We start from the raw sequence: 13,213 nt of genomic DNA, 5'->3' as shown, positions 1-13,213 counted from the left end.
TGGCCGACAGCCTGTCGAGCCGGGCCTTTGCCGTTGGCCATTGTGCTGATTTCGTCATCGTCACCGGCAAAAAACATCAATCGCGCAACGCCTGATGAGTTCACTGTAGCGCCACTGCACGCCCCTCCAACAACCAACAAGAAGGCGACGCTATGACAGGCCAAGGCAAGTTCAAGAAACAACTTTCACTGATAGACCTCACGTTCATCGGACTGGGGGCGATCTTCGGTTCGGGCTGGTTGTTCGCGGCCAGTCACGTGTCGGCCATCGCCGGCCCGGCAGGGATTTTTTCCTGGCTGCTCGGTGGTTTCGCCGTGTTGCTGCTGGGCATCGTCTACTGCGAACTGGGCGCCGCACTGCCCCGTGCCGGCGGTGTGGTGCGTTATCCGGTTTACTCCCACGGCCCGCTGCTTGGCTACCTGATGGGCTTCATCACGCTGATCGCGTTTTCCAGTCTGGTGGCGATCGAAGTGGTTGCCTCGCGGCAATATGCGGCAGCGTGGTTTCCCGAATTGACCAAGGCCGGTTCCAGCGACCCGACTGCGCTCGGCTGGTTCGTACAATTCGGTCTGTTGTGCCTGTTTTTCCTGCTCAATTACCGCAGCGTGAAGACGTTCGCCATGGCCAACAATCTGGTCAGCGTGTTCAAGTTCATCGTGCCGCTGCTGGTGATCGGCGTGCTGTTCACCTTCTTCAAACCAGCGAATTTCGAAGTGCATGGCTTTGCGCCGTTCGGTCTGTCCGGCATCGAAATGGCCGTGTCGGCCGGCGGGGTGATCTTCGCTTATCTGGGCCTGACGCCGATCATCTCCGTGGCCAGTGAAGTGAAGAATCCGCAACGCACGATCCCGATTGCGCTGATCCTGTCGGTGCTGCTGTCCACCGCGATTTACGTGTTGCTGCAAACCGCTTTCCTCGGCGGCATCCCGACCGAAATGCTCGCCAATGGCTGGGCCGGCGTCGCCAAGGAACTGGCCCTGCCGTACCGCGACATCGCTCTGGCACTGGGTGTCGGCTGGCTGGCGTATCTGGTGGTGGCCGATGCGGTGATCTCGCCCAGCGGCTGCGGCAATATCTACATGAACGCCACGCCACGGGTGATCTACGGCTGGGCGCAGACCGGGACCTTCTTCAAGATTTTCACCCGCATCGACGAAAAATCCGGCATCCCGCGCCCGGCGCTGTGGCTGACCTTTGGCCTGTCGGTGTTCTGGACCCTGCCGTTCCCGTCGTGGGAAGCGCTGATCAACGTGGTCTCCGCCGCGCTGGTATTGAGCTATGCGGTGGCTCCGGTGACGGTGGCCGCACTGCGCCGTAACGCGCCGGACATGCCGCGTCCGTTCCGGGTCAAGGGCATGAGCGTGCTTGGGCCGCTGTCGTTCATCATCGCCGCGCTGATTGTCTACTGGTCGGGCTGGGGCACCGTGTCGTGGTTGCTCGGCCTGCAAATCCTGATGTTTGTCATCTACCTGTTGTGCGGGCGTATGGTGCCGACCGCGCACCTCAACCTCGGCCAGCAAGTGCGCTCGTCGGCGTGGCTGATCGGCTTCTACGCCGTGACCATCGTCCTCTCCAAGCTCGGCAGTTTCGGTGGTATCGGCGTGCTCAGTCATCCGTTCGACACCGTGATCGTCGCGGTCTGCGCGCTGGCCATCTACTACTGGGGCGCGGCCACCGGCGTACCGGCACACCTGATTCGTCTGGAAACCGAGGACGACGAAAGCGAAGCCGCTGAATCCTCCACCCATTCGGCAACGGGCCAGCGCCCTGCTCACGCCTGACCTTCACTCAAGGGACGAACCATGAAACGACTGCACATCATCGATTCCCATACCGGCGGCGAACCCACGCGTCTGGTGATGAAGGGCTTCCCCGAGCTGCCCGGCAACAGCATGGCCGAGAAGCGCGATGCCTTGCGCGAAGGCCACGATCAATGGCGCCGCGCCTGCCTGCTGGAACCGCGTGGCAACGACGTACTGGTCGGCGCGCTGTATTGCGCGCCGGTGTCGCCGGACGCCACTTGCGGGGTGATTTTCTTCAACAACGCCGGATACCTCGGCATGTGCGGCCACGGCACCATCGGCCTGGTCAACTCGCTGCATTACCTGGGGCAGATCGAACCGGGCGTGCACAAGATCGACACCCCGGTCGGCCCGGTCAGCGCCACCCTGCACGAGGACGGCGCGGTGACCCTTGGCAACGTCCCCGCCTGGCGCTACCGCAAACAGGTGCCGGTCGATGTGCCCGGTTACGGTCGCGTGTCCGGCGATATCGCTTGGGGCGGCAACTGGTTTTTCCTGGTTTCCGAACACGGCCAGGACCTGCAGATGAGCAACGTCGAAGCCCTCACCGAGTACACCTGGGCGATGCTCAAGGCCCTGGAGGCCCAAGGCATCCACGGTGAGGACGGCGCGCTGATCGACCACGTCGAACTGTTTGCCGACGACGCCCACGCCGACAGCCGCAACTTCGTCATGTGCCCGGGGAAGGCCTACGACCGCTCGCCCTGCGGCACCGGCACCAGCGCCAAACTGGCCTGCCTGGCCGCCGACGGCAAACTCGCCGAAGGCCAGGTCTGGACGCAAGCGAGCATCACCGGCAGCCAGTTCGAAGGGCGCTTCGAATGGCAAGGCGAACGCGTACGCCCATTCATTACCGGCCGCGCCTACATGACCGCCGACGCCACCCTGCTGATCGACGAGCAGGATCCTTTCGCCTGGGGCATCTGAGTGCCCCGCTTTTCTAACGATCCGAATGAATGTCCCGAGGAGCTACAACAATGAGCGATAACATCTTCACTGGCTGCATTCCCGCGCTGATGACTCCGTGCACCGCCGCGCGTAAACCCGACTTCGACGCCCTGGTGGCCAAGGGTCGCGAGCTGATCGATATCGGCATGAGCGCGGTGGTTTACTGCGGCTCGATGGGCGACTGGCCGCTGCTGACCGAGGCTGAGCGTCAGGAAGGCGTAGCGCGTCTGGTGGCCGCCGGGGTTCCGACCATCGTCGGCACTGGCGCGGTCAACAGCCGTGAAGCGGTGTCCCACGCTGCACATGCGGCGAAAGTCGGTGCCCATGGCCTGATGGTGATTCCGCGCGTCTTGTCCCGTGGTGCTTCGGCCACCGCGCAAAAAGCCCACTTCGCCGCGATCCTCAACGCCGCGCCGAACCTGCCGGCGGTGATCTACAACAGTCCCTACTACGGCTTCGCCACCCGCGCCGACCTGTTCTTCGAACTGCGCCGTGAACACCCGAACCTGATCGGCTTCAAGGAGTTCGGCGGTGGCGCCGACTTGCGCTACGCCGCCGAAAACATCACCTCGCAGGACGATGCCGTGACCCTGATGGTCGGTGTCGATACCCAAGTGGTGCACGGTTTCGTCAACTGCAACGCCACCGGCGCGATCACCGGTATCGGCAACGCCCTGCCCCGCGAAGTGCTGCAACTGGTGGCGCTGAGCAAGCAAGCGGCCAAGGGCGATGCCAAGGCCCGACGTCTGGCGCGCGAACTGGAAGCGGCGCTGGCAGTGCTGTCGTCGTTCGACGAAGGCTGCGACCTGGTGCTCTATTACAAGCACCTGATGGTGCTCAACGGCGACCATGAGTACGCCCTGCACTTCAACGAAACCGACGCCTTGAGCGATGCCCAGCGCCGTTACGCCGAGACCCAGTACGCGCTGTTCCGCCAGTGGTACAAAAACTGGTCCGCCGAACAGAACCTCGCCTGATCGCAGTCCCTGCCCCGGTGTGATGCCGGGGCTTCACCTCTTTTATCAAGGAAGCGTCATGACTCTGACAGGCCACATGCTGATCGGCGGCCAAGCCATTGCCGGCAGCCGTGAAGCGATCCATGCGATCAACCCCGCCACCGACGCAGTGCTGGAACCGGCCTATGCCGGTGGCACTGCAGAACATGTCGAACAGGCCTGCGCACTGGCGTGGCAAGCGTTTGATCGTTATCGCGAGACCTCCTTGGAGGCGCGCGCCAAATTTCTCGAAACCATCGCCAATGAGATCGAAGCCCTTGGCGATGCGCTGATCGACCGTGCCGTGGCCGAAACCGGCCTGCCACGCGCCCGTATCCAGGGCGAACGCGGACGCACTTGCGGGCAATTGCGCACCTTTGCCCGCACCGTGCGTGCTGGCGAGTGGCTGGACGTTCGCGTCGATCAATCACAACCACAGCGCCAGCCGCTGCCACGTTCTGATTTGCGCCAGCGGCAGATTGCGCTGGGGCCAGTGGCGGTGTTCGGCGCCAGCAACTTTCCGCTGGCGTTCTCGGTGGCCGGCGGCGACACCGCTTCGGCATTGGCCGCCGGTTGCCCGGTGATCGTCAAGGCGCATAGCGCACATCCCGGCACCAGTGAACTGGTCGGCCAGGCGCTGGCTCGCGCGGTGAAAAAATGCGGTTTGCCTGAAGGCGTGTTTTCGCTGCTGTTCGGTTCGGGCAATGAAGTGGGCATTGCGTTGGTCAGCGATTGGCGCATCAAGGCTGCGGGCTTCACCGGCTCGCGCAGTGGCGGCCTCGCCCTGAGCCAAGCGGCGCAGGCACGGCCGGAGCCGATTCCGGTGTACGCGGAAATGAGCTCGATCAATCCGGTGCTGCTGTTTCCCGCAGCGCTTGCCGCTCGCGGTGAGGCGTTGGCGCAGGGTTTTGTCGCCTCGCTGACTCAGGGTGCCGGGCAGTTCTGTACCAATCCCGGGCTGGTCATCGCTCACCAAGGGCCGGCGCTGGACAGTTTCATCGCCACCGCCGCCGAAGGGGTCCAGAGCAGCCCGGCGCAGACCATGCTCACGCCGGGGATTTTCCGCGCCTATGCAAGCGCCGTCGCCGCGTTGGCCGAACATCCGCAGGCGCAACACGTGGCGAGCGGTCTAGCGGCTGAAGGCCCGAACCAGTGCCAGACGCAATTGTTCATGACTCAGGCGCAGGACTTCCTCGCCGACGCACGCCTGCAAGGTGAAATCTTTGGTGCCGCATCACTGTTCGTACAGTGCGCCAACGACGATGAAATCCGTCAGGTCTGCGAACACCTCGAAGGCCAGTTGACCGCCACCCTGCACCTGGATGACGCCGATCTGGATCAAGCCCGGGCCTTGTTGCCGACACTGGAACGCAAGGCCGGACGTCTGCTGGTCAACGGCTGGCCGACGGGGGTCGAGGTGTGTGACGCGATGGTGCATGGCGGGCCGTTCCCGGCCACCTCGGATTCGCGCAGCACCTCGGTCGGTACGGCGGCGATCCTGCGTTTCCTGCGTCCGGTGTGTTATCAGGATTTTCCCGACAGCCTGCTGCCGCCGCCGCTGAAACAGGCGAATCCGCTGCAGTTACGACGCTTGCTCGACGGCCAGAGGGAAGCCTGAACATGCCCGACAACCTCACAACGGACAACGCCGACATCGCGGTGATCGGCGCCGGCATCATCGGCGTCGCCTGCGCTCTGCAACTGGCGCGTCAGGGTAAACGGGTGGTGGTCATCGACAAGCAGCCGCCCGGTCATGGCGCCTCGTTCGGCAACGCCGGGCATCTGGCCACCGAGCAGGTGTTTCCGATTGCCGATGCGTCGATCCTCAAGCGCCTGCCGGCAATGCTGATGGACCCGATGGGACCGCTGCGCCTGGACTGGAAGTACCTGCCGCGCGCTTTGCCGTGGTTCAGCCGATTACTGCTGAACCTGCGCCCGGCGCCGTTTCAGCGCACCGTGGCCGGTTTGCGCGCGCTCAACGAAAGCAGCCTCGACGCCTGGAAGCGCCTGCTGCACAGCATCGCCCACCCCGACCTGCTCAAGGAGGACGGCTCGCTGTTAGTGTTCGAGCGCGCCGAATCGCGACCCGCCGTCGAAGCCTTGCAGGCGCGCATGCGTCAGCAACAGGTGCCGGTGGATTTCTGGTCGGCCAGCGCCGTGCGAGAAAGCGCGCCGCAGCTCAGCGAACAGATTCAGGGCGGATTGTTCTACCCGCGCACCGGGCATTTTCTCGACCCGTATCAGGTGGTATGTGAACTGGTGAGCGCGGCCAAAACGGCCGGCGTGCAGTTCTTCCAGCAGGAGGTTCAGGGCGGCCAGTTGCAGGCGCATGGCATGTCGCTGATCACCGATCAGGGACGTTTCACCGCGCGGCAGGTGCTGATCGCCTGTGGCGCGCATTCGGCGAAGCTCACCACTGCACTGACCGGTAAACGCGTGCCGCTGGACACCGAACGCGGCTATCACCTGATGTTGCCGCATGAGCAAGGACGCCTGCCGTTCGCCGTCACGTCGCTGGAGCGCAAGTTCATCATGACGCCGATGGCCGGCGGCTTGCGCCTGGCCGGCACCGTTGAGTTCGCCGGTCTGGAGCGCCCGCCGTTTATGGAACGCGCCTGGCAGTTACACCGTTTGAGCAAGGGCTTATTCCGCCGTGATTTGAACGCTGAAGACGCGACGCCGTGGATGGGCTTTCGTCCGTCGCTGCCGGACTCGCTGCCGATCATCGACAAGGTCTGCGACGGCAAGGTACTGCTCGCGTTCGGTCATCAGCATCTGGGGCTGACTCAAGCTGCGATTACCGCAGAGATGGTCGCGCATCTGGTGTCACCCTCAGCGAACTCCGGCTTGCCGGCACTGGATGCCTATCGACTCGGTCGCTTCTGAGATATCGATGAAACGTTTTTGGTTTCATACTGAGCGCCGACCTTGGCCCCGCGCATATGGAACCGACTATGACTTCATCAATGGATACCCCCGAGCCGCAAGCAATCTGCAACCCGATCACCAGCAGCGCGATCTTCATCGTCGCCACGCTGCTGCCCGGCAGCGACGCCGCCAGTCAGGTGCGCGGCTGGTGCGGCGACATCGCCGCCCTCACCCGTTCGGTTGGCAAACGCGTGCCCAGCGGCAACCTGTCGTGTGTCTGCGGGTTCAGCGCCAGCGCCTGGGACGCCCTGTTCGGTAGTCCGCGCCCGGCCTCACTGCATCCATTCCGCGAATTCGGCGTCGAGGGCCGCCGTGCCGTGGCGACCCCGGGCGACATCCTGCTGCACATCCGTGCCGATCAGATGGACCTGTGTTTCGAACTGGCAACGCAGCTGTGCAGCGCACTCAATGGCGCGATCACGGTGGTGGATGAGGTGCAGGGTTTCCGCTACTTCGACATGCGCAGCATCATCGGTTTTGTCGATGGAACCGAGAACCCGGTGGGCCGCAAGGCAAACCATTTCACCCTGATCGGCAACGAAGACCCGGCGTTCGAATCCGGCAGTTATGTGCTGGTGCAGAAGTACCTGCACAAGATGGACGCTTGGAATGCGTTGAGCGTGGAGGCTCAGGAGAAGGTGATCGGCCGCACCAAACTGGCCGACATCGAACTCGGTGAGGAGGTCAAGCCGAGCAACTCCCACAGCGCCCTGACCACCATCACCAAGGACGGTCAGGAGCAGAAGATCCTGCGCGACAACATGCCGTTCGGTCGTCCGGGGGTTGGCGAGTTCGGCACCTATTTCATCGGTTACGCGCGCTCGCCGGAACCGATCGAGCAGATGCTGGAGAACATGTTTGTCGGCAAACCCGTCGGCAACTACGACCGTTTGCTGGACTTCAGCACGGCAGTCACCGGGGGGCTGTTCTTTGTGCCGTCAGCCGACCTGCTCGAAGAGCTGGCGGAGCGAGAGCCCGAGCAGGCGTGACACCGTAGCGCCACGCCCGCCCGTCACTCAGTGTGGCGCGCGCGGGATGGTTTTCAGCAGGTCTTCCGGGCTGATGTGGCCGACCACACTGCCCGGTTGCGGCATGTTGAGGATGTGGCCTTTCATCTTGCCGATGATGTGCATCTCGCACGGCTTGCAGTCGAACTTCAGGGTCAGCACTTCGTCGCCGTGAATCAGCTGCATCGGTGCGACCTTGGTGCGCACACCGGTCACGCCCTTGGCCTGTTTCGGGCACAGGTTGAACGAGAAACGCAGGCAGTGCTTGGTGATCATCACCGGCACTTCACCGGCCTCTTCGTGCGCCTCGTAGGCCGCATCGATCAGCTTCACGCCATGACGGTGATAGAAGTCGCGCGCCTTCTGGTTGTAGACGTTGGCCAGGAACGACAGGTGCGACTCCGGGTACACCGGCGGTGGCGTGGTTTCAGCCTTGCGGCTGCCACGCGGATGCGCCGCGACACGGGCGGCCGTCAGGGCTTCGATGACTTCACGGCGCAAGGCCTTGAGCTGCGAGTTCGGAATGAAGAACGCCTGCGGTGCATCGAGCTTGATGTCGGTGGCGTGGTACTGGGTGGTACCGAGCTGACCGAGCAGATCCTGCAATTGCTCCAGCGCCTGTTCCGGCTTGTTGGCCACACCGAACGGACCGTTGAGGGTCACGCTGGCACTGATCCCCTCTTCACTGGTCGCGGTCACTTCCAGCTGTTCTTCACGCAGACGCGCGACCCAGCTCAATGCGATACGACGCTCGGCAGAGGTCTTCTGCAGCGCCTGTTGCCAGTTGTGGTCGAGATTGCGGTTCAGCGGATGATTCGGCCGCAGCTTGTACAGGCCTTCGGGCATTTCGTTCGGCTCGACGCGGTAGCGATAGCGCTTCTCGCCGTCTTCTTCGAACTCGCCCTTTGGCTCGGCGATGTTGGCGCGGAAACCCACGACTTCACGCTTGACCAGCACGTTGAGGCCATCGCCGTTGGACAGCGGTTCCTGCGTCACCACCTGGATGTCACGCTTGCCGACTTTCTCGACGGTGCCCACTGGCAGACCGGTGAAGGTCGGCGAATCGAACGCGCCGATGTCGATCTTGCGATCGGTGACGAAGTAGTCGGTGCTGCCACGGTGGAAAGTCTTTTCCGGGTCCGGCAGGAAGAAGTGCGCGGTACGGCCGCTGGAGGCGCGAGCCAGGTCCGGGCGGTCTTCGAGCACGTCGTCAAGGCGCTGGCGGTAATAGGCGGTGATGTTCTTCACATAGCCCATGTCCTTGTAGCGACCTTCGATCTTGAACGAGCGCACACCGGCTTCGACCAGCGCGCGAATGTTGGCGCTCTGGTTGTTGTCCTTCATCGACAGCAGGTGTTTTTCGTAGGCGATCACCCCACCCTTTTCGTCTTTCAGGGTGTACGGCAAACGGCAGGCCTGCGAGCAGTCGCCACGGTTGGCGCTGCGCCCGGTCTGCGCGTGGGAGATGTTGCACTGCCCGGAGAACGCCACGCACAGTGCGCCGTGAATGAAGAACTCGATGGCGGCATCGGTTTCGTCGGCGATGGCACGAATTTCTTTCAGGTTCAGCTCACGGGCCAGTACCAGTTGCGAGAAACCGGCCTGATCGAGGAATTTCGCCCGCTCCAGCGTGCGGATGTCAGTCTGGGTACTGGCATGCAGCTCGATCGGCGGAATGTCCAGTTCCATCACGCCCAGATCCTGGACGATCAGCGCGTCGACACCGGCGTCGTACAACTGGTGGATCAGCTTGCGCGCCGGCTCCAGTTCGTTGTCGTGCAGGATGGTGTTGATGGTGGTGAAAATGCGCGCGTGATAACGGCGGGCAAACTCCACCAGCTCGGCGATTTCGCTCACCTCGTTGCAGGCGTTGTGGCGCGCGCCGAAGCTCGGGCCACCGATGTACACGGCATCGGCGCCGTGCAGGATCGCCTCGCGGGCAATCGCCACGTCACGGGCGGGGCTGAGCAATTCCAGATGATGCTTGGGCAAGGACATAGTTTTTTTAGTCAGGCTGTCACGGTTAAGGCGCGCATTGTAGCCGCGAAACGCCCGAGCGGCACGCCTGTGCTGCCAAGTGGCAGATGACCTCGCTCCAATCCGACACGAGAGTCTCCTGTAGGAGTGAGCCTGCTCGCGATGATGGTGGCACAGTCAACGTTGATGGTGGCTGATTTACCGCTATCGCGAGCAGGCTCACTCCTACAGGGGGCGGTCAGGCCTTGGCGGCCATTGCGGTGACTTCCACGCGCATGCCTTCCACCGCCAGCGACGCCACGCCCACCGCGGCGCGCACCGGCCATGGCTTGGCGAAGAAGCGCTTGTAGACTTCGTTGAACGCCGCACGGTCGGCCATATCGGTGAGGTAGATGGTCAAGTGCATGACGCGATCCATCGAACTGCCGGCCCGCTCCAGCGCCACTTTCAGCGCCTGCAGGGTGCATTCGCTTTGCTGGGTGATGTCGCCCAGCTCCAGACTGCCGTCGGCGCGGGTCGGGATCTGGGTCGAAACCAGAATGCCGTTGAAACCGACGACGTCGGAGGAAATCGAATCTGCATCCGGATCAGGGGTGAAGCTGAGGTCTTGATTAGCCATGAAAGTCTCTTGTCTGGAGAGATTGAGGGTCGCCGGCCAACAACGCGCCGGGACTTTCGCGCGGGCAGTTTACATCAGTCCCCCGCTCCGGCTCAGGCAACTGTCAGCCCCAGCCACAAATCGCGCGCATAAAAAAACGCCAGCCCTTTCGGACTGGCGTTTTTTCTGAATATGGCAGGGGCGGCTGGATTCGAACCAACGCATGGCAGGATCAAAACCTGCTGCCTTACCGCTTGGCGACGCCCCTGTATCTCAAGCTCTGTAACAAGCTCTTCGAGAATGGGCCGCAATTTACCAACCTTTTTTTGATCTGGGAAGCCCTGAGTGCAAAAAAATTTGTTTTAAAACAGCCAGTTATTTCTGACCCAAGGCAAGCGCAACGATTCACTTCGACAAATTCAGCGCAATCGCCTCGCGAATCAGCGCTTGCAAGGCCCGCTCATCGACCGGGTCGCCCTCGTGAAAATCAATCGCCCGGCGGGTGTTGCCCTCCAGGCTGGCGTTGAACAACCCCGCAGGATCAGCCAGCGCCGCGCCCTTGGCGAAGGTCATCTTCACCGCCGCCTTGTAAGTCTCCCCGGTGCAAATGATCCCGCCCCGTGACCACACCGGAACACCGCGCCACTTCCACTCCTCCACCACCTCGGGATCGGCCTGGTGCATGACCTTGCGAATCTCGCCGAGGATCGCTCCGCGCCAATCGTCCAGTTCAGCGATTCGAGCGTCGATGAGTGCCGAGGCGTCGGTGTCGGTTTTTTCGGGTTTCATGGCGAGCGTCCTCCTCGGCGATTTGACTGCATCAATCGTAGCTGGCCAACCGAGAAACGCTGGACGCATGATTTACCCGCTCGCGATCAATGCCTCATGCAATTCCCGATATGCCGCTACCAGTTGCTTAAGGGAGAACGCCCGATTGCGCCCACTGGGATTGGGCAACACCCACACGTGCGCGCCGCCGAAGGTCTTCGCCTGCGACCCCCACGCCACCACCTTCTGCCCCGTCAACGCCGCATATGCAGCCTTGCCGAGAAACGCCACAAAGCGCGGCGCATGGCGGGTGATCTTCTGCTCAAAGCTCAGGGCGGCAGCGGCGAACTCTTGCGCCGCCAATTGATCCGCCCGCGCCGTCGGCCGCTCGACCACCGCCGTCAAGCCGCAGCCAAATTGCAGGATGCTTCGATCCTCCTCCGCCGGCACCTCATGCGGGGTGAACCCGGCCAAGTGCAAGGTGCGCCAGAAGCGATTACTGCGCCCGGCAAAATGATGCCCCTGCGCCGCCGCGAGCAATCCCGGATTGATCCCGCAGAACACCACCGAAAGCCCCGGCGCCAGAATGTCTTCAAGCCCTTCACCCGCCATGCGCCCGCCCTCATTCGCAAACATTTGCACCACCACCCACGGCAAACCCTAGAATGGCCATCCCAGCCACAGAGCCAAGCACAACGATGGACGTTATTCAGACCCTGCGCTGCTTCGTCGCCGTGGCCCAGAGCGGCAGCTTCACCGCTGCGGCCGACGTGCTCGACACCACCACGACCAACGTCTCCAAAGCCGTCTCCAGCCTCGAAGCCCGGCTGCACACGCGCCTGATCAACCGCACCACTCGCCGCCTCGCCCTGACCGAAGCCGGCGTGCGTTATTTGCAGCGCGCCGAGAAAATTCTCGATGACCTGCGCGAGGCCGATGACGAAGCCGGCACCGCGCAGACCTTGCCGGTCGGGCGTCTGAAGATCCACGCCATGGCCGCCATCGGCAACCACTATGTGATCAATGCGATCGCCCGCTACCGCGAAATTCACCCCACGGTGATGTTCGACCTGACCCTGAGCAATCGCCTGCCCGACCTGCTCGAAGAAAGCTACGACATGTCGATCGTCCTCGCCCGCGACCTGCCGGATTCCGGCTTCGTCGCGCAACGCCTGGGCACTACTTACAGCATCCTCTGCGCCTCACCGGCGTACCTGGCCAAACACGGCCACCCCGCCACACCCGCCGACCTCGCCGCGCACGACTGCCTGCGCATCGTCAACACGGTGATGCCCGCAGACAACTGGGTGTTCGAAGGGCCTCAAGGCATGGAAACCCAGAATATCCCCGACTCCCCTTTCCACATCAACACCGCCGACGGCATGGCCACGGCGATCAGAAATGGCATGGGCATCGGCATTCAGCCGCTGGCATCAGCCGTCGAAGGATTGGTCGGAGGCACACTGGTGCGGGTACTGCCGCAGTACCGCCTGGAGGAATACAACCTGTTCGCGATCTACCCGTCGCGCAAATTCGTCGACGCCAAAATCAAGACCTGGGTGGAGTTCCTGAAAACCGCCATCCCGCAACTGTTGGCATCGGATGAAGACATGGCTGGGGCCAAGCAACTCGCTGATGCTTAGTGCCGCAGACCTGGAGTGTCGACCCTCCAGCACCGGCATCGACCATTAACCGTTAGAGCAACCGCTGCCCATCACTTGGTATTGCACGACGTGTTGCGCGCCGGTTGAGTCGTCATAAGTCATCTGCACCGGCACCGCGCCGCACTGATTGGCAGTGTCGGAGATCGACACCACGTGAGCGATGTCGAGTTGGCTGGCGGAGTTGTACGCCTCGACTTGTGCGGTTTCATCCGCCGCAAAGGCTTGCGCGCCGATACCGCCTAGGGCCAGAAGAAGAGCGATTTTTGCAAGTTTCATGATGTTCACCGTCTCGTGGGGAACCGTGTTTGTTCACGGAGTGGAGACGATGTTAGGGGTTCAAGCGCACGGCAAAAATCGGTCGGCTGGACAAACACTGTGTCCAGAATGGTGATGAATAAGTCCAGACACCGTGGGTGCCCTTTTCGCGAGCAGGCTCACTCCTACAGTGGATTTTGCAGTGCTCACGAATGTTGTGGCGGGCGCAAAACCTGTAGGAGTGAGCCTGCTCGCGATGGCGCCAGCCCAG

General features: G+C 62.6%; 12 protein-coding genes and 1 tRNA gene. 7 read left to right on the top strand and 6 right to left on the bottom strand.

Going from position 1 to position 13,213, the window contains the following annotated elements; genetic code table 11:
* Positions 1–152 precede the first annotated feature (152 nt).
* The 6 genes from QMX91_RS14500 to QMX91_RS14475 all read left to right on the top strand — a co-directional run bounded on the left by QMX91_RS14500 (position 153) and on the right by QMX91_RS14475 (position 7,662).
* Complete coding sequence (locus QMX91_RS14500; protein ID WP_139054472.1) at positions 153–1,781, top strand: APC family permease; 1,629 nt, start codon at positions 153–155, stop codon at positions 1,779–1,781.
* 21 nt (positions 1,782–1,802) lie between these two features.
* A complete protein-coding gene (locus tag QMX91_RS14495) occupies positions 1,803–2,729 on the top strand; it encodes a 4-hydroxyproline epimerase (RefSeq protein WP_098968380.1) in 927 nt (308 codons plus the stop codon).
* Positions 2,730–2,779: 50 nt separating this feature from the next.
* Entirely contained in the window at positions 2,780–3,727 is a 948-nt protein-coding gene (locus tag QMX91_RS14490) for a dihydrodipicolinate synthase family protein (RefSeq protein ID WP_095135350.1), read from the top strand.
* Positions 3,728–3,785: 58 nt separating this feature from the next.
* Positions 3,786–5,363, top strand: coding sequence for an aldehyde dehydrogenase (NADP(+)) (locus QMX91_RS14485; RefSeq protein ID WP_282412944.1), 1,578 nt, complete (start codon positions 3,786–3,788; stop codon positions 5,361–5,363).
* Between the two features lie 2 nt (positions 5,364–5,365).
* Positions 5,366–6,631: an FAD-dependent oxidoreductase gene (locus QMX91_RS14480; RefSeq protein WP_210559178.1), complete on the top strand. Its 1,266-nt coding sequence runs from the start codon at positions 5,366–5,368 to the stop codon at positions 6,629–6,631.
* 68 nt (positions 6,632–6,699) lie between these two features.
* Positions 6,700–7,662 (top strand): Dyp-type peroxidase, encoded by a 963-nt coding sequence (locus tag QMX91_RS14475; protein WP_282412943.1) that lies wholly within the window; start codon positions 6,700–6,702, stop codon positions 7,660–7,662.
* 27 nt (positions 7,663–7,689) lie between these two features.
* Here QMX91_RS14475 and QMX91_RS14470 read toward each other — a convergent pair whose 3' ends face one another.
* From QMX91_RS14470 to mug, 5 genes are all read right to left on the bottom strand, one after another.
* The gene (locus QMX91_RS14470) at positions 7,690–9,678 is read right to left on the bottom strand and encodes a U32 family peptidase (RefSeq protein ID WP_098968376.1); all 1,989 of its coding nucleotides are present in this window, start codon (positions 9,676–9,678) and stop codon (positions 7,690–7,692) included.
* 217 nt (positions 9,679–9,895) lie between these two features.
* Positions 9,896–10,276 carry a RidA family protein gene (locus QMX91_RS14465; protein WP_007969250.1) on the bottom strand — a complete coding sequence of 127 codons (381 nt, stop codon included), beginning with the start codon at positions 10,274–10,276 and terminating at the stop codon, positions 9,896–9,898.
* A 172-nt stretch (positions 10,277–10,448) separates the two neighbouring features.
* Positions 10,449–10,523, bottom strand: a tRNA-Gln gene (locus QMX91_RS14460).
* Positions 10,524–10,660: 137 nt separating this feature from the next.
* Entirely contained in the window at positions 10,661–11,044 is a 384-nt protein-coding gene (locus QMX91_RS14455; protein WP_139054467.1) for a DUF1801 domain-containing protein, read from the bottom strand.
* A gap of 72 nt (positions 11,045–11,116) precedes the next feature.
* Positions 11,117–11,635, bottom strand: coding sequence for a G/U mismatch-specific DNA glycosylase (mug, locus tag QMX91_RS14450; RefSeq protein ID WP_282412953.1), 519 nt, complete (start codon positions 11,633–11,635; stop codon positions 11,117–11,119).
* Between the two features lie 86 nt (positions 11,636–11,721).
* Here mug and QMX91_RS14445 point away from each other — a divergent pair, with 86 nt between their 5' ends.
* Positions 11,722–12,666 (top strand): LysR family transcriptional regulator, encoded by a 945-nt coding sequence (locus tag QMX91_RS14445; protein ID WP_210559175.1) that lies wholly within the window; start codon positions 11,722–11,724, stop codon positions 12,664–12,666.
* Between the two features lie 45 nt (positions 12,667–12,711).
* On the opposite strand, the gene QMX91_RS14440 is transcribed toward QMX91_RS14445, so the two are convergent.
* Positions 12,712–12,963, bottom strand: a complete 252-nt coding sequence (locus QMX91_RS14440) for a DUF2790 domain-containing protein (RefSeq protein WP_098968370.1) — start codon at positions 12,961–12,963, stop codon at positions 12,712–12,714.
* Positions 12,964–13,213 lie beyond the last annotated feature (250 nt).

Source organism: Pseudomonas sp. PS01299 (assembly GCF_029960145.1).
Lineage (GTDB): Bacteria > Pseudomonadota > Gammaproteobacteria > Pseudomonadales > Pseudomonadaceae > Aquipseudomonas > Aquipseudomonas putida_A.
Note: the sequence above shows the minus strand (reverse complement) of the source record. Positions and strands in the feature narration are given on the sequence as shown.